Consider the following 20,966-nt stretch of genomic DNA (forward strand, 5'->3'; position numbering starts at 1 on the left):
AAGTTAACTAAAATTGAAGTATATTTACTCCTTATAATTTTTAGACTATGTTTACAGCAAAAGCCAATGAAATTTTCCAAGAGGTTATTGACACCTATCATATAAAAAATACGGTAGATCAACCTTTTATAAATATTTATGATGAAGACAAACAACTCATTGAACATCTGTTATATAGAAAATGTTGGATAGATACGGTGCAATGGCATTATGAGGACATTATTAGAGATCCAAACATCAATCCTGTTGCTGCATTACAGTTGAAACGTCAAATAGATGCTTCCAATCAGGATCGGACAGATATGGTGGAGTATATTGATAGCTACTTCTTAGATGTTTACAATGATATAGAGCCACAACCAAATGCAACCATTAATACAGAGAGTCCAGCATGGGCAATTGATAGGTTGTCTATTTTGGCGTTAAAAATTTACCATATGAATGAAGAAGTTGAGCGCCCTGACGCCGCTTCATCCCACAAATTAAATTGTCAAACCAAACTTAGTGTGCTTCTTGAACAACGTAAAGATTTGAGTCAGGCCATTGATGATTTATTGGTAGACATTAAACAAGGTACTAAATACATGAAGGTGTACAAGCAAATGAAAATGTACAATGATGACGAACTTAACCCTGTATTGAGGAGTCAAAAATAACACCCACTTAAAATTCCTTTTCTAATCTTATAGAGATTGTGAATTCCGGTACGCATCGGAAGACTTACACTATGTCAAAACCACCAAAACACATCCTGGTTATACGCCTTTCCGCTATGGGAGACGTTGCTATGACGGTTCCTGTCTTGCGAGCTTTTACTGAGCAGTATCCTGATATTAAAATAACCGTGTTGACCAGAGGGTTTTTTAAACCTTTCTTTCGAGATTTGGAGAATGTATCTGTATTTGCTGCAGATTTAAAGGACAAACACAAAGGTTTTTTTGGACTTTTGGAGCTTTCCAAAGAATTGCGGACCTTAGGAATTGATGCCGTTGCCGACTTACATAATGTACTTCGAAGTAAAATCTTAAAGATTTTTCTCTTAGATTTAAAACCCATACAAATTGATAAAGGTCGTGCTGAAAAGAAAGCGTTGATTAAAGGCGACATCTTTGAACAGCTAAAAACCACACACCAACGTTATAGAGATGTTTTTGAAAAGTTGGGCGTGCCTATTAAAAACATCCAGCCTAAGTTTCCGGAACGCGCTATATTGAGCCCGAAGGTACTTGACATTGTAGGGAGGGATAATAAAAACTGGATTGGGATTGCACCTTTTGCGGCCCATAAAAGTAAAATGTATCCGTTGCCACTAATGGAGCAAGTCATTGAAAAGCTTTCAAAGGAACATACAATCCTATTATTTGGAGGAAAAGAGGATGCTGAATATTTAATCACTTTACAAAATGATCATGTTCATACCATTGCGGGAAAATTGAGTTTGGATGAAGAATTGGACGTCATTTCAAATTTAGACCTTATGCTTTCTATGGACTCTGGCAATGCGCACATGGCAGCAATGATGGGGATAAGGGTGGTCACGCTTTGGGGTGTTACGCATCCTTATGCTGGTTTCTACCCATTTTATCAAGATGCCAACTTTGCCTTGTTGGCCGATCGCTCTAAATTTCCTAAAATTCCAACGTCAATCTATGGCAATAAATTTCCAGAAGGTTATGAAGATTGTATGCATACCATCCGTCCTGAGGAAATTATCGAAAAGGTGAAACAAGTTGTAAAAAAACCCCACTAAAAATAGCAGGGTTAATGATCTAATGCCTTATTAATAGATATCCTTATAGCAACATGTAAATCTTCTATAAAAATATCAGTTTACATGAATTTATCTCTGCTCAATTAAAATTTATTTTAATTTTTCGACATAATAAAAATTTTAATGGATAAAATACATCCTCAATGGATTTTTTATAGCAAACTGTTAAATGTCATCGTAATCAATACTCACATTTGGAGTCAGTGGATGTGCTTGACAGGTCAGAATTAAACCATCTGCAACTTCGCCATCCGTCAAAATATTATTTTGTCGCATTTTCACATCGCCTTCTGTAACACGAGCTAAACAACTACTACAAATGCCTCCCTGACAAGAATACGGTGCATCTAAGTCTTTGTCTAATGCAGCTTCGAGTATGGTTTGCTTCTGTGACATTTCAAAAGTTGTAGTTTCATCATCCAAAACCACAGTAATTTTGGTCTGACCATCAGGAATGGTTGCCGTATCTCTTTCCGTTGGTTTTGCGGCTTTAAACAATTCAAAATAAACACGTTCTCTAGGAGTATGATGTTCTGCAAGTACATCTTTAACGGTGTGAATCATCTCTTCAGGTCCACATATGTAGAACGCATCTATGTCCAAATCTTTGTGTTTATTTTTCAAAATGAGATTCACTGTGCTTTTTTCAATACGACCAAAAATAGAATCGTCTTCTTTTGCTTGACTGAAAACAAATTGGATGGACAAACGTTTATTATATTGGTGTTGAAGCTCCAATAACTCTTTTAAAAACATGGTATCCTCTGTGGTCTTGTTACCATACACCAAAATAACATTGCTTAATACCTCCTCTTCCAACGCACATTTTATAATGCTCAATATTGGGGTAATACCACTTCCTGCAGCAAAAAGCGCAATGTGTTTTACCATGGTGTCATTGGGTTTAAAGGTGAAATGGCCTCGTGGTGGTGCAACTTCTAAAGTATCTCCTACTTTTAATTGATTGTTGGCATAGACAGAGAATGTACCCTCCGAAACTTCCTTCACTGCAACCTTTAATTCACCACTTTTTGGAGAGGAACATAACGAATAATCCCGTCTTAATTCTTGGCCATCCAAAGTGCTTTTTAAAGTAACGTATTGACCTGCTTTAAACTGATAGATTTCTTTCAAATCTTGAGGTACCTCAAAGCTGATGGTAACCGCTTTTGAAGTCGTTTTCTCGATGTGTTTTATAGTTAGGGTATGAAATTCTGACATGGTTTAATTTTTTTTTTCAAAAGTAACGAATGCTTATAATAAATGCCACATCTCTAACAAAATAATAAGATGACAAGCATAATTTGGTTAGCCTAATTTCCAGCCTATAAATTTTGTTTGTAACAAATACGGTATTTTTAGTACCAATATTTCAACTTCAATCTTATAGTATGCTCAAATATTTTATCAGTCTCGAATGGAAATCCTTTATTCGATCCGCATCATTTAAAACCAATCTATTCTTTAAGATCATGATGGTCATAGGAGCATTATGGATTACTGGTTCTTTTCTATTATTAGGTTTTGGCGCTTATTTTATGATTGAAGAGGGATTAAAGATGGAACCTTTTGAAGTCGTCAACCAAGCGCTAATTTACTATATGGTTTTTGATCTTGCCTTCAGGTATTTTCTTCAAAAAATGCCAGTTATGAACATTAAACCTTTAATGTATCTCCCAATTAAAAGAGATGCCATTGTCAATTTTGCCGTTGGTAAAACCATGATTTCGTTTTTTAACTTACTTCATGCTTTTCTTTTTGTTCCGTTCTCTATAGTTCTTATTATTGAAGGATTTCCAGCAATGCAAGTCATAACTTGGTATTTGGCAATTTTAGGATTGGTATTTTGTAACAACTTTATCAATATTTTTATAAATAACAAGGATATTGTTTTTTATACTGTGGTTGGCATGGTTATTATCATGATGGGCCTTCAATATTTGGAGGTGTTTGATATCACAAATTTCACTGCGCCTTTGTTTAAAGCATTTTATGCCATCCCATATCTTGCGCTAATTCCGCTCATTTTGGCTTTTGTCTTCTATAAAATGGCCTTTACATATTTTAAGAAGAATCTGTATTTAGACGCAGGATTGTCTTCAAAACATGATGTTGCTAAAACAGAAAATTATTCCTGGTTAGACCGGTTTGGAAGTTTATCGACCTTTCTCAAAAATGATATTAAACTATTAAGACGTAACAAGCGTTCTAAAATGACCTTGTTTATGAGCGTTATCTTTATATTTTACGGATTATTGTTCTTTACAAATGCCGTAGAAGCTTATGATGGCCCCTTTTGGCGCATTTTTGCGGGTATTTTTGTCTCTGGTGGATTCCTATTCACCTTCGGACAATTTGTACCGAGTTGGGATAGTGCCTATTACCCCTTAATGATGAGTCAAAACATTCGCTATAAAGAATATCTGGAATCAAAATGGTATTTAATGGTTTTTGCAACCATCATTTCTACAGTTGTCTCGGCATTTTACTTGTACTGGGGATGGCAAGCGTATGCCGCCGTAGTTGTGGGAGCAGCCTATAATATAGGAGTTAACAGCCATTTGGTGCTTTTAGGTGGCGCTTATATAAAAACACCTATTGATTTAACAACTAGTAAAAAAGCTTTTGGAGACAAGCAAGCTTTTAATGCAAAAACCATGTTATTGACCATTCCAAAGTTACTATTGCCAATGGCAATTTATGCTGCTGGACATTTTACATTAGGCGAAGTTTTTGGCTTTGCTTTGGTCGCCGTTTTCGGATTGGCCGGATTACTATTTAAGAATAGAGTTTTTAAACTTATAGAAAAAATATATAAGTCAGAGAAGTATAAAACATTAGCCGCTTACAAACAAAACAATTAGTTATGATAACAGTATCCAATCTTTCAAAAAAATACAACGCTGATCCGGTTTTACAAATAGAAACCTTAGACATTCCTAAAGGTCAAAGCTTCGGATTAGTGGGCAATAATGGCGCGGGGAAAACAACGTTTTTCAGTTTGTTGTTAGATTTAATTCAGCCTACTACGGGCCATATAAAAAGTAAGGACATACAAGTTGATAATAGTGAAGATTGGAAACCATTTACCTCTGCTTATATTGACGAATCGTTTCTAATTGGGTATTTAACTCCAGAGGAATACTTTTATTTTATAGGTGAATTGCGTGGGCAAAATAAAGCTGATGTAGATGCGCTATTGCAGGGATTCTCTGATTTTTTCCATGGAGAGATCCTTAATCAGAAAAAGTATTTACGAGATTTAAGTAAAGGAAACCAAAAGAAAGTAGGCATTGTTGCGGCACTTATTGGAAGTCCTGAAATTATCATCCTCGATGAGCCTTTCGCTAATTTAGATCCTACAACCCAAATCCGCCTGAAACAAATTATAAAAAACTTAGCTGAACAACAAGGTGTGACAGTGTTGGTATCCAGTCATGACTTGATGCATGTTACCGAAGTTTGCGAGCGTATTGTGGTATTGGAAAAAGGTCAAATTGTTAAAGATATAGTTACAAGCGCCGCAACGTTAAAGGAACTGGAAGTGCATTTTGCAGGCACCGAAGCTTTTCAAGCTGAACATTTATAACTTAGAAAATTTTAACAAAAAGCAATGTTAAATACAGCCAACAAATGAGCATCAAAGGCCTTTCAAGTGATTATACTTGAAAGGTCTTTTCAATTTTATGCCTATGTATGTTCGCATGACCAAGTATCAAATGCCTTCTTCGAAAAGTCCGTCGTTTTTAACCCTAAAATTCAAAAAGATGCTTATTTTTACGGCATTGCATAATATTTATAACTGTTTTTAAGTTATCTGATATTCAAACCAAACCCACGTGAGTACACTTATAAAATCCATCTTTTTGCTGTTTCTGACGGCGTGTATTGTGACCAGTTGCTCGCGGAAGAATGACACGTTCATCAATAGGAATTTCCATGCTATGGGTACGAAGTATAACATTCTGTACAATGGCAATATCGCTTTAGAAAACGGGAGGGAAAGTGTAGACGACGCCTTTACCGATAACTATTGGGAACTACTCCCTGTAGAACGGATGGAAACTACAGATGATTTTATGCTACCGGGCCAGTCTAAAAACTCCGATTTTGAACGCGCTGAAGAAAAAGCGATCAAAGCAGTTCAAAAACACGGCATGAATATTAAAGGGAAGGAGCACAACCCTCAAATTGATGAAGCTTATTTATTACTTGGCAAAGCGCGTTATTTTGACCAGCGCTTTATTCCTGCAGTAGAAGCGTTTAATTACATACTTTACAAATATCCTGCTAGCGATAAAATTAATGAGGCGAAAATTTGGAGGGAAAAAACCAATATGCGTTTAGAAAATAATGAGCTTGCCATTAAAAATTTAAAACGCTTGCTGAGGTTGGAGCAGCTAGACGATCAGGATTTGGCGGATGCCAGTGCTACATTGGCGCAAGCTTATATAAACGTTAAGGAAAAGGATAGCGCCTTGATGCAATTAAAAATAGCGGCTAAGTTGACGAAAAAAAACAATGAAAAAGCGCGTTACAATTATATAAGAGGTCAGCTTTACAATGAGTTTGGATATAAGGACAGTGCTAATCTAGCGTTTCAAAAAGTGATAGATTTACACCGCAAAGTTCCAAGAGCTTATTTTATAAATGCCCATTTGGCTAAAGCTACCAATTTTGATGCGACAACTGGCGATGTAATAATGTTTGAGAACTATTTGACAGAACTTTCAGAGGATCGTGAAAACCGACCGTTTCTAGATAAAATTTATTACCGCATAGCAGAATTTCATAAAGAAGCCCATCGCGATTCCTTAGCCATAGTCTACTATAACAAATCGTTACAAGCAGCATCCACAGATCAGCAGTTAAGAGCCTTGGATTATGCGACACTTGGCGATATGAGTTTTGATAAGTCAGAATATAAAAAGGCGGGCGCTTATTATGACAGTACCTTAACCAATATGCAGGTAGACTCCAAACCTTTTAGGAGCATAAAACGAAAACGTGAGAATTTAAAGGATGTCATCTATTATGAGAATATAGCTCAGGTAAATGATAGCATTTTAAATTTGGTCAACTTGTCTGATGAGGATAGAACAGCATTTTTTACAACCTATATCGATAAATTGAAGGCGGAGGCTGAAATTTTAAAAGCCCAAGAGGAAGCTGCGCAAAGAAAAGCCAATGCCACTGTTGTTTCTCCAATAACAGCTGGAAATACTACCACAGCAAATCGAACTTCAGGTATAAATCCACCAGGTGGAGGGGGCCAAGAGTTTTATTTTTACAACTCCACCACCGTAGCTTACGGAAAAAACGAGTTTTTGAAGAAATGGGGCGATCGATCTCTTAAAGATAATTGGCGTTTGTCTACCACACGTAGCAATCAGCTTTCAGTTGTAAGTAATGATTTAATTGCTGAAGCTACGGATGAGGAACGTTATGACCCTGAATTTTACGTGGCCACTATACCAACTGATGAGAAAGCTATTGATAGCCTTATTAAGGATCGCAATTATGCATATTATCAACTAGGTGTCATTTATAAAGAAAAGTTTAATGAATATGGACTAGCCAAAGACAAGTTGGAAACTTTGTTGCGTAATTCTCCCGAAGAGCGCTTGATTCTGCCAGCAAAGTATAACCTACACAAAACATACGTGCTCTTGAATGATTTTAATACAGCTGAACGTATGAAAAACGATATCATCAAAAATTCACCAGATTCGCGATATGCCTCTATTCTGTTGAATCCAAAATCTGAAATGTCTAGGGATGAAAATAGTCCAGAGAGTGTTTATGAGCGTATATATGCCAGTTATGAGGCGCAAAACTATCAGGAAGTCATAGAACAAAGTGACGTGTATATCTCAGAATTTGAAGGTGAACCTATTGTGCCTAAATTTGAAATCTTAAAGGCATCTGCAAGAGGCCGACTTAATGGATTTGAAGCATACAAAGAAAGCATCAATTTTATTGCTTTAAATTATAGTAATTCGGAAGAGGGCAAGCGTGCACAAGAAATCATGAATGATGTGATTCCGGTGCTGGCCCAAAATGAATTTCAGGATGATGCCATAACCAACAAGTTTAAAGTTATTTATCAATTTGAAAATGCAAAGACAGAAGAGATAGATGAATTTTTAAAGAAATTGAATGAAGAAATTACCCAAATCAGATACTATGATCTGAGTGTTTCTAAAGACATTTATGATAAAAACACCATATTTGTAGTTGTCCATGGCTTAAATAGTATTCATGGAGCTCGAGGATTTGCAGATTTATTGGAAGAACGAAAAGCCAATATAACCCGACCATATATTGCCATTTCATCGCCTAACTATGAAATTGTGCAACGGCATAAAAATCTAAACGAATACCTCAAATCACAATAAACCACCAGAATCATGTTTGCAGAAAACAAAAAAAACAGAACCACAACAGAATCATTTAACCAACAAAATGCAATTGCCAAAGGCACCACTATTACAGGAGACATCATTAGTGATAGCGACTTCAGAATTGAAGGTAGCGTACAGGGCAATATTAAGACACCAGGTAAAATAGTCTTGGGCAAAACAGGTATCATTAACGGCACGCTTAAAGCTGCTAATGCTGATATTGAAGGGAAATTTTCAGGAAAACTGATGCTGTCCGATACTTTAACTTTAAGATCTTCGGCATTTGTGGAGGGTGAAGTAGAAGTTGGAAAATTTGCAGTAGAACCTGGAGCTACCTTTAATGCCACTTGTGTTATGAAAGGCACTATAAAAGAACTTGGCACCACCAGCAATACCAAAGCAGCAGATGGCAAAGAAACCAAAAAAGGACAACTCGCTTAATACCTACGCCAAATATTCAGGAATAGGCATACAAATGTTTGCCATTATTGGAATTGGTAGTTATATAGGTGTGAAAATTGATGAAAATAATGGGGATGACAGTAATTTATGGACCATTATTTTATCCTTAACATCTACAATTATTGCAGTGGTTTTTGTAATAAGACGTATTATTGCAAATTCAAATAGTGATCATCAGAAATGATAATTTTGCAACCTTTCCTCTCTTGGAAATGATTGAACGATCATAAATTACCGAAAGGGAGTTTAGGTGTCAATGGCTTATAAAATAGATTCAATATATTATTTGATAGAAATTTCAATACTTAATGACTGCAGATTTTCAGAAAAGACAACTTAATTTTTTACTTCTTATCATCGTTTTGAGTTTGGTGCTGTATGGCATTCATAGTTATCTGCTGTCTTATTTTGGTACTGAACTCAAATTATTTTTTCCAGTTTGGCAAATTTATGTCTTCCATTTTGCTGTAACCACTTTATTGTATACGATTGTAAATTATAAATTTTCAACAGGTAAAACTGATATTTTCATATTATTTATGGGAAGTACTTTTGTGAAAATGTTTCTTGCCATTTTGTTCTTATTACCTATTATTTTATCGGATTTTGAAAAAAAACAACCCGATATTTTTAACTTTTTCATCCCTTATTTTATATACTTGGCATTTGAGGTGTATACCATCACTAGGTTCCTTCAAAAAACCCCATAATGGGCGTGTGTTTAATATTGATAAAAAAGTGTTTGACAATTAAACTAATGTGTGTACATTTGCACGGAATTTAGAGCAAGGTATTTTTAAGCTATTCATAATGACATTAAACACTTTAAGAGCCGTATTATTTTTAGTTTTTTCTGTGGCAGTAACCAATTTCGGTTTTGCTTCACAAGATAACGAAGACCAAGACAAAGGGTTCAATGCCAAAGAGATGATTATGCATCACGTTAAAGATGCGCACGAATTTCACATTGTAGACTGGGATAATAAGCCAATTAGCATCCCGTTACCTGTCATTCTTTTTACTGATAACGGCCTTACAACATTTATGTCCAGTGAATTTCACCATGATGATTCAGGATCTACTATTGTTGAGAAAAATGGCGAAAGATTTGTGAAATATCACGAAAAAATCTATCAACTAGAATCAGGTGTTGACACCTTAACATTTGATGAAGAACTTCACCCTACAAATGCTAAATTGCCTTTAGATTTTTCCATTACCAAGAACGTCTTTATGATGTGGGTATCTGTTTTAGTCATTTTATTGATCTTTATCTCTGCGGCACGCAAGTATAAAAAATCGAACAATTTTATGCCAAAAGGTGTTGCTTCATTTGTAGAGCCATTAGTGGTTTTTATTAGAGATGAAGTTGCTATCCCTATGATTGGCGAAAAGAAATATAGAAAATACATGCCGTTTTTATTAAGTGTATTTTTCTTTATCTGGGTGAATAATATCTTTGGATTAATTCCTATTTTGAATGGTGCTAACGTGAGTGGTAACATTGCCTTTACGGTGTCTTTGGCGTTGTTTACATTTATCATCACCATTTTTAGTGGTAATAAAAATTATTGGAAACATATTTTCTGGATGCCAGGCGTGCCTGTACCGATGAAAATATTCTTAATGCCTATTGAAATTGTTGGGATGTTTGTAAAACCAATCTCGTTAACAATTCGTTTGTTCGCAAATATTACGGCAGGACATATTATTATCTTATCATTGATGTCCCTAATCTTTATCTTTGAGAGCGTTGCAATCGCACCAGTATCTGTTGGGTTCTCATTGTTCATTTTAATCATAGAAATTGTAGTTACTGCAATTCAAGCATATATATTTACCGTATTGTCCGCACTTTATATTGGTACGGCTACGGAAGAAGAGCATCATTAATTAATTTAAATTTTATATTATGACTATTACAGGAATTGCAGCAATCGGAGCTGGTATCGCAGTTATTGGAGCTGGAATGGGAATTGGAAAAATCGGTGAGTCAGCTATGAACGCTATGGCTCGTCAACCGGAAATCCAAGGAAAACTTCAGACTTCAGCGCTAATTTTAGCAGCTTTCGTAGAGGCAGTAGCACTTTTTGGTGTTGTTGCGTCATTAATCGTTTAATTAGGATTAAAAAATGCAGAGGTAACGGTTGGTTGCCTCTGTATTTTAAAATTTAAATTATTAAAACTAAAACCTATTATAAATGGATTTAATTACACCAGGGTTAGGACTTGTTTTTTGGTCTGTTATTACTTTTTTAATTCTTCTTTTGGTATTGAAGAAATTTGCATGGAAACCAATTTTAGGCGCTGTTGATGAGCGTGAAACCGGTATCAAAAATGCATTGGAAGCAGCAGATAAAGCGCGTAAGGAAATGGAAAACCTTAAGGCGGATAACGAGCGTATCCTTAATGAAGCACGTGCTGAGCGTGAAGCAATGTTGAAAGATGCACGTGACATCAAAAACAAAATGGTGAGTGATGCTAAAGAAGAAGCACAGCAGCAAGCTACTAAAATGATTGCGCAGGCCCAAGAAGCTATTGAGAATGAAAAGAGATCAGCAATGGCTGAATTAAAAAGCCATGTCGCGTCGTTATCTATTGAAATCGCTGAAAAGGTAGTACGTCAAGAATTAGGAAACAAAGACAAGCAATTAGAGTTGGTTGAGTCTATGTTGAGTGACGCGAAATTAAATTAGACTGTTACACTGTACTCAGTGATAACAAGAGTAGATTAGAATAATTAAAAGAGATACCCACCTATGTGGGCATTACTATGGCACAAACAAGAACAGCAATACGTTACGCAAAAGCAGTTTTAGATCTTTCAAAAGATCAGAACGCTGCAGAAGTAGTACACGCTGATATGAAGTCAATTGCAAATGCTGTGGCGGCAAGTACAGATCTTAAAGATATGCTTTTAAGTGCTGTAGTGCCTTCTGCAACAAAAAAATCGGCTTTACTAGCAGTTTTTACTGGTTTGGATAAGCTAAGCATCAACCTTATAGATACGCTAATTGCTAATAAACGTCTTGATCTTTTAGGCACTGTTGCAGAACAATATAATGAGTTATTTAATGAAGGTGAAGGCAAACAGGTTGCAACTGTGACCACTGCTGTTGCGTTAACTGAAGAGCTCAAGGCTAAAGTATTGGCCAAAGTCAAAGAATTGACTGGGAAAGAGGCCGAGATACTAAGCGTGGTGGACCACTCTATTTTAGGGGGGTTTATCTTACGCGTAGGAGATATGCAATACGATGCAAGTATTGCAAATAAATTGAATCAATTAAAAAAAGAATTTACATTAAACTAAAAGTTTTATTGATGGGTCACACTGAGCGCAATTGACGTGTGGAATAAATCGGTAAAAATAATATCTAATAAAAATGGCAGAAGTAAAACCAGCTGAAATTTCAGCAATCTTAAAACAACAATTGTCAGGATTTGAAGCTAGCGCTTCATTAGACGAAGTAGGAACGGTTTTGACAGTTGGAGATGGTATTGCACGTGTGTACGGCCTATCCAACGTTCAATACGGTGAGTTAGTTGAATTTGCAGATGGGCTTGAAGGCATCGTACTAAATCTTGAAGAAGATAACGTAGGTGTGGTATTGTTAGGACCATCAGTAGGTGTGGTTGAAGGCTCAACGGTAAAACGTACTGAGCGCATTGCTTCCCTTAAAGTAGGTGAAGGTATTGCAGGACGTGTTGTGGATACTCTAGGAACTCCAATTGACGGTAAAGGTCCAATTGAAGGAACACTTTATGAAATGCCATTAGAACGTAAAGCACCTGGTGTTATTTACCGTCAGCCAGTAACTGAACCGTTACAAACAGGTATTAAGGCAATTGATGCGATGATTCCTGTAGGTCGTGGTCAGCGTGAGTTGGTCATTGGCGACCGCCAAACTGGTAAAACAGCAGTTTGTATTGATACCATTATCAATCAGAAAGAATTTTATGATGCAGGAGAGCCTGTATATTGTATCTATGTTGCTATAGGACAGAAAGCGTCTACAGTAGCTTTGATTGCAAAAACATTAGAAGAAAAAGGAGCGATGGCCTACACAACAATTGTTGCGGCTAATGCCTCTGATCCTGCAGCAATGCAAGTGTATGCCCCTTTCGCAGGCGCTGCGATTGGTGAGTATTTTAGAGATACTGGCCGTCCTGCATTAATTGTTTTTGATGACCTGTCAAAACAAGCAGTAGCATACCGTGAAATTTCATTATTATTACGTCGTCCACCAGGACGTGAGGCGTATCCTGGTGATGTTTTCTACCTTCACTCAAGATTATTGGAGCGTTCTGCAAAAATCATTGATAACGATGCGATTGCTAAAGAAATGAACGATTTACCAGACGTGTTGAAACCAATTGTAAAAGGTGGTGGATCACTGACAGCCTTGCCAATTATTGAAACTCAAGCAGGAGACGTATCCGCTTATATCCCAACCAACGTAATTTCTATTACTGATGGTCAGATTTTCTTGGATGGTGATTTGTTTAACTCTGGTGTTCGTCCAGCAATTAACGTAGGTATTTCTGTATCTCGTGTTGGTGGTAACGCTCAGATTAAGTCAATGAAGAAAGTATCTGGTACTTTAAAACTTGATCAAGCACAATACCGTGAGTTGGAAGCGTTCGCTAAGTTTGGTTCTGATTTAGATGCCGTTACGTTAAACGTTATCAACAAAGGTAAACGTAACGTGGAAATCTTAAAACAAGCTCAAAACGATCCGTTTAGAGTAGAAGATCAAATTGCAATTATTTATGCAGGATCTAAAAACTTGTTGAGAGATGTACCTGTTGAGAAAGTCAAAGAATTTGAACGTGATTATTTAGAATTCTTAAAAGCGAAACACAGTGATACCCTTGCGACATTAAAAGCAGGAAAACTTACTGATGAAGTTACTGATACATTAGCTGCAGTTGCTAAAGAGTTATCGGCAAAATATAGAAAATAGTATCAAGTATAGAGTAGTAAGTATAAAGTACTAAGATTGAGAGGAAGCTTTCAAAATGTTGATGAGTGTTATCGTTCAGTCTTAATACTAAGATCTTAATACTTAATTCTAATTACAAAAATGGCAAACTTAAAAGAAATACGTAACAGAATATCATCGGTATCTTCCACGATGCAGATTACCAGTGCCATGAAAATGGTGTCGGCTGCTAAATTGAAGAAAGCTCAAGATGCTATTACTGCAATGCGTCCGTATTCTGATAAATTAACAGAATTGTTACAAGGCTTAAGCGCAACTTTAGATGCTGATTCTGGAAGTAAATTTGCCGAGCAACGTGAAGTCCACAAAGTATTACTGGTGTCTATCACTTCTAACAGAGGATTGGCGGGAGCATTTAACTCAAATATCATTAAGGAAACCAACCGCTTAATTACCCAAGAGTACGCCGGTAAAGAGGTTTCTATTATGGCAATTGGTAAAAAAATCAATGATGCCTTTAAGAAAGGTAACCGCGTTATTGCCAATAAAAGTGATATCTATGACGATTTAAATTTTGATAATGTTGCTGAAATTGCTGAAGAATTGATGGAGAAATTCAATAATGAAGAAGCAGATAAAATTGTCTTAGTATACAATAAGTTTAAAAACGCCGCTACACAAGAAATCATGACTGAGCAATTTTTACCAATTGTTCCTATGGAAAAAGACGCGGATGTTGATGTAGATTATATTTTTGAACCTTCTAAAGCTGAAATTGTAAAGCAATTGATCCCAAAATCTTTAAAAACACAGCTTTTTAAAGCAATTAGAGACTCTTTCGCGTCAGAACATGGTGCACGTATGACTGCAATGCATAAAGCAACAGACAACGCAACAGAATTGAGAGATCAATTGAAATTGACTTACAACAAAGCACGTCAAGCATCTATTACCAACGAAATTTTAGAAATTGTTGGTGGCGCAGAAGCACTAAATAATTAGGCGAAGCAGAGCGAGCCAAATTAATTAGGACCAGAAGCACTAAATAATTAGGCGTAGCGTAGCTAGCCAAATTAATTAGCAGCGGAAGCACTAAATAATTAGGCGTAGCGTAGCTAGCCAAATTAATTAGCAGCGGAAGCACTAAATAATTAGGCGAAGCAGAGCTAGCCAAATTAATTAGGCGAAGCTAAATACTAAAGTTACAATGTCACCCTGAGCGCAGTCGAAGGGTCTTAAAAACAGAAAAGCCTTACTCCTTAAAGTGAGGCTTTTTCTTTTTAAGTGTTTCCCTTTGTACCATTCTAAAATAGTTTATGGAATGCTATTTGTTATCTTTAAAAAAACAAACAGCTATTTTATGAAACTTATATCATTTTTTTCAGTCATCTTTATGATGGTTGTCGGTCCGGCAAACTGTTCTGACGCTAAAAAAATTCAAAAAACACCTCCAATGGCTATTGGTAAAGCATATTATGAATCGTGGACTTCAGAAGTGAAATCTGAAGGTTCAGGGTACAATCTTTTCATACCTGTTAGTGAAAAGGACGATAGTATGTTGACTTTAGATTCTGTTTATTTTAGAAATCAGATCGTCAAATTGACAAAGAAAACTACAGATGCAGGTAGTGTTTATATAGGGGAATTTAAAAATCCTCAACCTACCAACGTCGATATTATTATGAGCAGTGATCCTATGGATGAAATGGCTAATAAAACACCTGTGGTTACACAGAAGATTCCATATGAATTGAAACCAACCGAGGCCATGGTGAGCTATACCGTTAATGGTGAGAGCTTGAATTTTAAAATTGAGAACATCCAGGAGAAACCTTCAAAGTAAATTTTAAAGCCTTTAAATCGCCTAAAAAGACATCTTTTCAGGCTATGTATTGGGAAAATATTCATAATTGTTTAATCCTGCCAGAATCCCTATTTTTAACCCATAATTAAAAACCACCTTGAGCGGATTCAAATCTCTATTTAAGCAGACTTTCATTTATGGGTTAGCCACAGTGCTGCCGCGCATGTTGAGTTTCCTATTGGTGCCTTTGTACACTACAAAAGGCGTGCTTTCATCTGTTGGTGAATATGGAAAAGTTTCCATTATTTTTTCCTGGTTTGTAATTTTTAATGTCATCCTTTCCTATGGAATGGAAACTGCCTTCTTCAGGTTTTTTAATAAAGAAGACGATCAAGAGAAAGTGGTTGGCACTTCAGCAATATCCTTGATTGTTTCATCGCTCGGCTTTTTTGCTTTGGCGTTTTTATTCAAGTCGCAGATTTCAGCCCTGACAGATATTAAACAAGAATACATTTCATTAGTCATTTGGATTCTCTTATTGGATGCTTTGGTCATAATTCCGTTTGCATGGCTCAGGGCGAAAGGAAAATCAATGCGCTTTGCGGTGTTAAAAATCGCGAGTGTGGTCGTTAACTTAGGGTTGAACGTTTTCTTTTTAATCTACTTAAAGAAATGGGCTGAAAACAGTGCATTCTTTGAATCCGTATACATTCCTAATTTTGAAATCAACTATATTTTCATTTCCAATTTAGTTGCAAGCGCGGTGACCTTGGTGTTGATGCTAAGTTTTTATTTTAAGATCCAGTACCGATTTGATCATGCGCTTTTCAAGAAAATGATGCGTTATGCCATGCCGGTATTAATCGCTGGAATTGCGTTTTCGGTCAATGAAACCTTTGATCGTATCCTATTGGATTATTTACTACCTGAAGATATTGCAGACACTAAAATCGGGATGTATTCAGCCTGTTATAAAATAGCAGTTTTTATGACCTTGTTCGCAACTGCGTACCGCTTAGGAATTGAGCCTTACTTCTTCAGCCACGCTAAAAGTGAAAATCCGCAGAAAAATTATGCACTAATTCTTGAGTTCTTTGTAGCTTTTGGGTCCATAATGTTGTTGGGTATTGTTGTCTTTGCCGATGTTTTAAAGCCTTATATTGTGAGAAGCGAAGAATATTGGGAAGCCATGTGGATTGTGCCGTTAATATTGATTGCTAATTTGTGCTTAGGTATTTATCATAATCTTTCAGTGTGGTATAAAGTGACTGATAGAACGAAGTTTGGCGCCTATATTTCAGTTTTTGGTGCGATAATAACTTTGGTTCTAAATTTTTGGTTGATACCAATAATGGAATATCGAGGCTCCGCTATAGCCACATTAGTAGCTTATGCCAGTATGATGGCTGCTTCTTATTATTACGGACAAAAATATTACCCCATTCCGTATAACTTAAAAAAAATGGGACTGTATTTATTGGTTTCATCCGCTTTTTCGGTAATTTCGTTTTATGTGTTTCGGGAGAATTATATGGTGGGAATCAGCTTACTTTTGACATTTTTAACCATGGTAGTGCTGCTCGAAAAAGATCAAATCAAACAAATCATACATACTAAATAGCATAAATTCTCATTTTAGACGTTTGTCTTTTTTGAGATCTTTGCGTTAACATAAACTTATGACTATTAAAATTATCAATAAATCCAATCACGCCTTACCTCATTATGAAACCATTGCTTCTGCCGGTATGGATTTGCGGGCCAATTTATCAGAATCGAGAATTTTAAAACCGTTGGAAAGAAGCATTGTAGGCACTGGCCTATTCATTGAACTTCCTGTAGGTTATGAAGCACAGGTACGTCCTAGAAGCGGACTCGCTGCTAAAAACGGCATTACGGTCTTGAATGCTCCAGGAACCATTGATGCCGACTACAGAGGCGAAATTGGCGTCATTTTGGTGAATTTATCCAATGATGATTTTGAGATTGCAAACGGCGAACGTATTGCACAGTTGGTCATTGCCAAACATGAGCGTGCCGAATGGACGGCAGTTGAAACGCTCTCGGAAACCAAACGCGGTGAAGGGGGGTTTGGTTCCACTGGAACTAAGTAAATTGCAATTTTTTGATATATGACATATGTTCTGATGGCGTCTGCTAAAATATCAAAGAAAAGTTTTTTAAAATTATGATGTCTGGTTGAGCGCAGTCGAAACCTAGGCCGACAATATGAATATTCACAACATCTTGTTAATAGATAAATAAGAATAGAACATGCCTCCGCAGGCATCAATAAGTTTAACTAATAAAAAATACCTGTCTACGCAGGCATTACTATGAAAATAATTGTACCAATGGCAGGACGTGGATCACGTTTGCGCCCTCACACTTTAACCGTACCTAAACCTTTAATTCCTGTAGCCGGACAACCTATTGTCCATCGCTTAGTAAAAGATATTGTCAAAGTGTTGGATCAACCAATTGAGGAGATTGCCTTTATTTTGGGTGACCCTGCATTTTTTGGTGATGATGTTGTTGATAGTCTAAAGAAATTGGCCTCCAACTTAGGGGCTAAAGCTTCCATTTACCGTCAAGATCAGCCTTTGGGCACAGGCCACGCCATTATGTGTGCTAAAGAGTCTTTAACGGGCCCTGCGGTAATTGCTTATGCGGACACTTTGATTAGAGCTGATTTTAACCTAGATCCTACTGCCGATGCCGTTATTTGGGTAAAGCAAGTGGACCAACCAGAAGCTTACGGCGTGGTCAAATTAAATGCACAAGAAGAAATTATAGAACTCGTGGAGAAACCACAAGATTTTGTAAGTGATTTGGCTGTTATTGGCATATACTACTTTAAGGATGTTGGCGTTCTTAAACAGGAACTGCAACATGTTTTGGATAATAATATCATCAATGGTGGCGAATATCAAATTAACGATGGTATTAAAGGCATGATGGCCAAAGGCAAGATTTTTAAAACCGGAGAAGTTGCGGAGTGGATGGATTGTGGTAATAAAGCAGTAACGGTAGAAACGAACACGAGAATGTTAGGATTTCTTAATGCTGACGGCGATGAAGACATGGTTGCTTCCTCTGTAAAATTAGAGAATGCAACAATTATTGAGCCGTGTTATATTGGTGAAAATGTCGTTCTGAAGAACACAACCATCGGTCCCAATGTGTCTATTGGTAATCATTGTAATATTACGGATTCTACCATTAAAAATAGTTTGATACAAACCCATGCCACCATTAAAAATGCTAATTTTGATGAAGCTATGATTGGTAATCATGTGCAGTATGACGGTAAGTATAAAAAGGTGAGTATTGGCGATTATTCCGTCCTAGAATAGACGATTTCAATCGCGCTGTAGTTTTAAGAAGGCGATTATTTAATCAAGAGGTAAAATTCTAATGAATTATAAACACTACATTATAGCATGTATATTAGCGATTTGTTGTAGCGCTCAGACGAGTTACGCCCAAATTGACTTCAATCAAAAACCAACGGACGACCTTGGCAATGTGGAAGACCAATTTCAAGAATATTTTTTTGAAGCGTTAAAACAGCAAGGCATTGAAAACTATCAACGCGCTATAGATGCACTGATGAAATGCAAACAATTGGATGATAAATCTGTAGTATATTATCAACTCGGTAAAAATTATAATAAGCTTAAAAATTTTGGTGCTGCTGAGGATGCTTTAAAAAAAGCAGTTTCTAAAGAACCCGAAAACGAATGGTATTTAGATGAACTTTATGATGTCTATAACCAACAAGGGGATACCAAAAAAGCGATAAAAACCGTCAAGCAATTAGTAAAACACCATCCAGATTACCGTCAGGATTTAGCGTCATTGTATATTAAGAGTAAAGATTACAAAGAGGCTTTAAAACTATTGGATGAACTGGACAAGGAATTTGGAATTAGTGCAGACCGAGATTATTTGAGAAATCAAGTTTATTCGATTACCGGACGTGACGCCGATAGAATTGACAACCTTCAAGAGCGTTTAGATAAAAACCCGGAAGACGAAACCAATTATCTGACGCTCATTTATCGCTATAGTGAAACGGGCGAAACTGAGAAAGCTTTTAATACGGCGCAACAATTGTTAAAAGTACACCCAGAATCTAAACTAGTGCATTTGGCATTATATAAATTTTATCTTGATAAAAATCAAACGGAAAGTGCTATTGCGTCCATGAAAATTGTGTTGACTGCGCCTGAAATTAATCCAGATGCCAAAACCAAGGTACTTAATGATTTTATAAATTTTGTGGCTAAAAATCCGCAGCACGAAAAGGATTTAATTGATGTTACCGCCATGATTGACGACAGTAAAAGCTTTAGAACCTTAGTAGAACTGGCGCAGTACTACTTAAAACTGGAAGACAAACCAAAAGCTTTGATGTATTTTGAAGACGCTTTAAAATTAGAGCCTACTAATTTTGCGGTTATTAAGGATGCCCTACTACTCCAAATAGATTTAGATCTTAATGAGAAGGCCGTTAGCAAAAGTCAAGAGGCAATAGAACTCTTCCCAGCACAGCCGATTCTGTACCTCATAAATGGTGTAGCACATAATCATTTAAAACAGGCTAAAAAGGCCATTACAAGTCTAGAATCAGGCTTAGATTACGTTATTGAAGACCCTAAAATGGAAGCTGATTTTTACACCCAATTAAGTATAGCCTATAAGCTTAGTAATAATAATACCAAATCTGAAACGTTTGCAAAAAAGGCAGCCGCATTAAAAAACCCTAATAAATGAGAGTTTATAAACTAAGTGCACTAATACTTTTACTGGTGCTAAGCGCCAGTTGTAGATCTACCAAAACTTTAACCAGTACTGCGGAGATTGATGATAGTATGACCGCAAAACAGATTATTAGAGAAAATGCGAAGCAAGATGTGCAATTTAAAACCTTGCAAGCCAAGCTACGTATAGACTATACTGAAGGTGATAAAAGTAATGGCACTACCGTAAATTTGAGAATGGAAAAAGATAAGGTCATCTGGATGAGTGCTCCTTTGGCTGTAGCCCGTGTGATGATTACCCAAGATAGTGTGAAGTTCTATGATAAGCTTAACAACCAATACTTTGATGGCGATTTTACATTGCTCACTCGGCTACTGGGGACGGATATCGATTTTAAAAAAATTCAAAACATTTTCCTTGGAGAGCCTATTTTTAATCTTAAGGATGATACATATGTCACAGTTCCCAATGAGGAATCTTATGTTTTAAAACCTAAGGACCAACGTGCATTGTTTGAGTTATTTTTTCTTGTTAATCCTGGGTTTTTTAAATTGGATTCCCAACAATTATATCAGCCAAATGAGAAACGCATGCTTCAGATAGATTACAATAAATATCAAGAGGTGAGCAAACAAATTTTTCCTGAAAACATTCGTATTATTGCATTGGAAAATAATGATGAAATCATCATTGATCTCGATTTTAAAGCGATCAGTTTGAATGGCGAAGTGCGTTTCCCCTTCAATATTCCGTCAGGATTTAAAGAAATTGAACTTGAATAATGCGTTACCAACCTAACATTTACCGATTGATCT

General features: G+C 36.4%; 21 protein-coding genes. 20 read left to right on the forward strand and 1 reads right to left on the reverse strand.

The genetic code is table 11. From position 1 onward, the window contains the following. Positions 1 to 47: 47 nt before the first annotated feature. Positions 48 to 656 (forward strand): DUF4254 domain-containing protein, encoded by a 609-nt coding sequence (locus tag BXY82_RS04720; protein ID WP_133757008.1) that lies wholly within the window; start codon positions 48 to 50, stop codon positions 654 to 656. A gap of 71 nt (positions 657 to 727) precedes the next feature. Continuing rightward, on the forward strand, positions 728 to 1,750 hold the full coding sequence (locus BXY82_RS04725) for a glycosyltransferase family 9 protein (RefSeq protein ID WP_133757009.1): 1,023 nt from the start codon (positions 728 to 730) through the stop codon (positions 1,748 to 1,750). A 186-nt stretch (positions 1,751 to 1,936) separates the two neighbouring features. On the opposite strand, the gene BXY82_RS04730 is transcribed toward BXY82_RS04725, so the two are convergent. Next, a complete protein-coding gene (locus tag BXY82_RS04730) occupies positions 1,937 to 2,992 on the reverse strand; it encodes a ferredoxin--NADP reductase (protein WP_133757010.1) in 1,056 nt (351 codons plus the stop codon). 170 nt (positions 2,993 to 3,162) lie between these two features. Between BXY82_RS04730 and BXY82_RS04735 the strand changes: the two genes are divergently transcribed. From BXY82_RS04735 to BXY82_RS04820, 18 genes are all read left to right on the forward strand, one after another. Next, the gene (locus tag BXY82_RS04735) at positions 3,163 to 4,635 is read left to right on the forward strand and encodes a DUF5687 family protein (RefSeq protein WP_133757011.1); all 1,473 of its coding nucleotides are present in this window, start codon (positions 3,163 to 3,165) and stop codon (positions 4,633 to 4,635) included. Positions 4,636 to 4,637: 2 nt separating this feature from the next. Next, the gene (locus BXY82_RS04740) at positions 4,638 to 5,360 is read left to right on the forward strand and encodes an ABC transporter ATP-binding protein (protein WP_133757012.1); all 723 of its coding nucleotides are present in this window, start codon (positions 4,638 to 4,640) and stop codon (positions 5,358 to 5,360) included. A 250-nt stretch (positions 5,361 to 5,610) separates the two neighbouring features. Beyond that, positions 5,611 to 8,169 (forward strand): type IX secretion system periplasmic lipoprotein PorW/SprE, encoded by a 2,559-nt coding sequence (gene porW / locus BXY82_RS04745; protein WP_133757013.1) that lies wholly within the window; start codon positions 5,611 to 5,613, stop codon positions 8,167 to 8,169. Positions 8,170 to 8,181: 12 nt separating this feature from the next. Beyond that, entirely contained in the window at positions 8,182 to 8,616 is a 435-nt protein-coding gene (locus BXY82_RS04750) for a bactofilin family protein (RefSeq protein ID WP_133757014.1), read from the forward strand. Then, a complete protein-coding gene (locus tag BXY82_RS04755; protein WP_133757015.1) occupies positions 8,582 to 8,821 on the forward strand; it encodes an AtpZ/AtpI family protein in 240 nt (79 codons plus the stop codon). Before BXY82_RS04750 ends, BXY82_RS04755 begins: the two co-directional genes overlap by 35 nt. 124 nt (positions 8,822 to 8,945) lie before the next feature. Next, positions 8,946 to 9,347 carry a hypothetical protein gene (locus BXY82_RS04760; RefSeq protein ID WP_133757016.1) on the forward strand — a complete coding sequence of 134 codons (402 nt, stop codon included), beginning with the start codon at positions 8,946 to 8,948 and terminating at the stop codon, positions 9,345 to 9,347. 100 nt (positions 9,348 to 9,447) lie between these two features. Then, positions 9,448 to 10,530, forward strand: a complete 1,083-nt coding sequence (gene atpB, locus BXY82_RS04765; RefSeq protein WP_133757017.1) for a F0F1 ATP synthase subunit A — start codon at positions 9,448 to 9,450, stop codon at positions 10,528 to 10,530. A 19-nt stretch (positions 10,531 to 10,549) separates the two neighbouring features. Further along, positions 10,550 to 10,756 carry an ATP synthase F0 subunit C gene (atpE, locus tag BXY82_RS04770; protein ID WP_027126213.1) on the forward strand — a complete coding sequence of 69 codons (207 nt, stop codon included), beginning with the start codon at positions 10,550 to 10,552 and terminating at the stop codon, positions 10,754 to 10,756. Between the two features lie 82 nt (positions 10,757 to 10,838). Continuing rightward, the gene (locus tag BXY82_RS04775) at positions 10,839 to 11,333 is read left to right on the forward strand and encodes a F0F1 ATP synthase subunit B (protein ID WP_133757018.1); all 495 of its coding nucleotides are present in this window, start codon (positions 10,839 to 10,841) and stop codon (positions 11,331 to 11,333) included. A gap of 77 nt (positions 11,334 to 11,410) precedes the next feature. Further along, the gene (gene atpH / locus BXY82_RS04780) at positions 11,411 to 11,947 is read left to right on the forward strand and encodes an ATP synthase F1 subunit delta (protein WP_133757019.1); all 537 of its coding nucleotides are present in this window, start codon (positions 11,411 to 11,413) and stop codon (positions 11,945 to 11,947) included. Between the two features lie 73 nt (positions 11,948 to 12,020). Then, complete coding sequence (gene atpA, locus BXY82_RS04785) at positions 12,021 to 13,601, forward strand: F0F1 ATP synthase subunit alpha (RefSeq protein ID WP_133757020.1); 1,581 nt, start codon at positions 12,021 to 12,023, stop codon at positions 13,599 to 13,601. Between the two features lie 120 nt (positions 13,602 to 13,721). After that, positions 13,722 to 14,582: an ATP synthase F1 subunit gamma gene (gene atpG, locus BXY82_RS04790; RefSeq protein ID WP_133757021.1), complete on the forward strand. Its 861-nt coding sequence runs from the start codon at positions 13,722 to 13,724 to the stop codon at positions 14,580 to 14,582. A 358-nt stretch (positions 14,583 to 14,940) separates the two neighbouring features. After that, positions 14,941 to 15,423, forward strand: a complete 483-nt coding sequence (locus BXY82_RS04795; protein WP_133757022.1) for a hypothetical protein — start codon at positions 14,941 to 14,943, stop codon at positions 15,421 to 15,423. Between the two features lie 118 nt (positions 15,424 to 15,541). After that, positions 15,542 to 17,005, forward strand: a complete 1,464-nt coding sequence (locus tag BXY82_RS04800) for an oligosaccharide flippase family protein (protein ID WP_133757023.1) — start codon at positions 15,542 to 15,544, stop codon at positions 17,003 to 17,005. A 58-nt stretch (positions 17,006 to 17,063) separates the two neighbouring features. Next, the gene (gene dut, locus BXY82_RS04805; protein WP_133757024.1) at positions 17,064 to 17,498 is read left to right on the forward strand and encodes a dUTP diphosphatase; all 435 of its coding nucleotides are present in this window, start codon (positions 17,064 to 17,066) and stop codon (positions 17,496 to 17,498) included. Between the two features lie 222 nt (positions 17,499 to 17,720). Then, a complete protein-coding gene (locus BXY82_RS04810; RefSeq protein ID WP_133757025.1) occupies positions 17,721 to 18,740 on the forward strand; it encodes a sugar phosphate nucleotidyltransferase in 1,020 nt (339 codons plus the stop codon). A 61-nt stretch (positions 18,741 to 18,801) separates the two neighbouring features. Continuing rightward, entirely contained in the window at positions 18,802 to 20,163 is a 1,362-nt protein-coding gene (locus tag BXY82_RS04815; protein WP_133757026.1) for a tetratricopeptide repeat protein, read from the forward strand. Continuing rightward, positions 20,160 to 20,933: a DUF4292 domain-containing protein gene (locus tag BXY82_RS04820; protein WP_133757027.1), complete on the forward strand. Its 774-nt coding sequence runs from the start codon at positions 20,160 to 20,162 to the stop codon at positions 20,931 to 20,933. The genes BXY82_RS04815 and BXY82_RS04820 overlap by 4 nt, the downstream gene beginning before the upstream one ends. Positions 20,934 to 20,966: the final 33 nt, after the last annotated feature.

The sequence above is a fragment of the Gelidibacter sediminis genome, from assembly GCF_004364975.1.
Lineage (GTDB): Bacteria > Bacteroidota > Bacteroidia > Flavobacteriales > Flavobacteriaceae > Gelidibacter > Gelidibacter sediminis.

Coding starts and splice junctions, on each gene's coding strand:
- BXY82_RS04740 (WP_133757012.1), top strand. CDS start 4,638: ATGATAACAGTATCCAATCTTTCAAAAAAATACAACGCTGATCCGGTT.
- atpB (WP_133757017.1), top strand. CDS start 9,448: ATGACATTAAACACTTTAAGAGCCGTATTATTTTTAGTTTTTTCTGTG.
- atpG (WP_133757021.1), top strand. CDS start 13,722: ATGGCAAACTTAAAAGAAATACGTAACAGAATATCATCGGTATCTTCC.
- BXY82_RS04730 (WP_133757010.1), bottom strand. CDS start 2,992: ATGTCAGAATTTCATACCCTAACTATAAAACACATCGAGAAAACGACT.
- atpA (WP_133757020.1), top strand. CDS start 12,021: ATGGCAGAAGTAAAACCAGCTGAAATTTCAGCAATCTTAAAACAACAA.
- BXY82_RS04820 (WP_133757027.1), top strand. CDS start 20,160: ATGAGAGTTTATAAACTAAGTGCACTAATACTTTTACTGGTGCTAAGC.
- BXY82_RS04795 (WP_133757022.1), top strand. CDS start 14,941: ATGAAACTTATATCATTTTTTTCAGTCATCTTTATGATGGTTGTCGGT.
- BXY82_RS04775 (WP_133757018.1), top strand. CDS start 10,839: ATGGATTTAATTACACCAGGGTTAGGACTTGTTTTTTGGTCTGTTATT.
- BXY82_RS04720 (WP_133757008.1), top strand. CDS start 48: ATGTTTACAGCAAAAGCCAATGAAATTTTCCAAGAGGTTATTGACACC.
- BXY82_RS04760 (WP_133757016.1), top strand. CDS start 8,946: ATGACTGCAGATTTTCAGAAAAGACAACTTAATTTTTTACTTCTTATC.
- BXY82_RS04735 (WP_133757011.1), top strand. CDS start 3,163: ATGCTCAAATATTTTATCAGTCTCGAATGGAAATCCTTTATTCGATCC.
- dut (WP_133757024.1), top strand. CDS start 17,064: ATGACTATTAAAATTATCAATAAATCCAATCACGCCTTACCTCATTAT.
- BXY82_RS04750 (WP_133757014.1), top strand. CDS start 8,182: ATGTTTGCAGAAAACAAAAAAAACAGAACCACAACAGAATCATTTAAC.
- BXY82_RS04815 (WP_133757026.1), top strand. CDS start 18,802: ATGAATTATAAACACTACATTATAGCATGTATATTAGCGATTTGTTGT.
- BXY82_RS04755 (WP_133757015.1), top strand. CDS start 8,582: ATGGCAAAGAAACCAAAAAAGGACAACTCGCTTAATACCTACGCCAAA.
- atpE (WP_027126213.1), top strand. CDS start 10,550: ATGACTATTACAGGAATTGCAGCAATCGGAGCTGGTATCGCAGTTATT.
- BXY82_RS04725 (WP_133757009.1), top strand. CDS start 728: ATGTCAAAACCACCAAAACACATCCTGGTTATACGCCTTTCCGCTATG.
- BXY82_RS04810 (WP_133757025.1), top strand. CDS start 17,721: ATGAAAATAATTGTACCAATGGCAGGACGTGGATCACGTTTGCGCCCT.
- atpH (WP_133757019.1), top strand. CDS start 11,411: ATGGCACAAACAAGAACAGCAATACGTTACGCAAAAGCAGTTTTAGAT.